Source organism: Lyngbya sp. CCY1209 (assembly GCF_035615495.1).
Classification (GTDB): Bacteria; Cyanobacteriota; Cyanobacteriia; order Cyanobacteriales; family Microcoleaceae; genus Limnospira.
The window spans coordinates 1-272 of the sequence record NZ_JAJENU010000649.1 but is presented as its reverse complement, the minus strand read 5'-3'; the positions used below and the strand labels follow the sequence as shown (position 1 = coordinate 272).

1 protein-coding gene is annotated in these 272 nt (G+C 55.9%); it reads left to right on the top strand.

Annotated elements, in window-relative coordinates; all coding sequences use genetic code 11:
* Positions 1-272 (top strand): Ig-like domain-containing protein (locus LKE08_RS26610; protein ID WP_324707318.1); only part of this gene is annotated, 272 nt, incomplete at both ends.

Below are 272 nucleotides of genomic sequence, written 5' to 3'. Positions count from 1 at the left end.
CAGCCAATATTACAGTGACGGTGGAAAATACCGCCCCCACGGCTACTAACGATACCGCCGCCACGGCGCCGGGAACCCCCGTTACCTTCAACATCACCGACAACGATAGCGACAGCGAAAATAATCTCGACCCGAGTACGGTGGATTTAGACCCGGATACGCCGGGACAGCAAACCAGCTTCGCGGTGGAGGGTGAAGGAACCTATAGCGTTGATACTGAAGGAAATGTCACCTTCACTCCCGAAGAGGGGTTCATAGGAGAAGCCACCCCC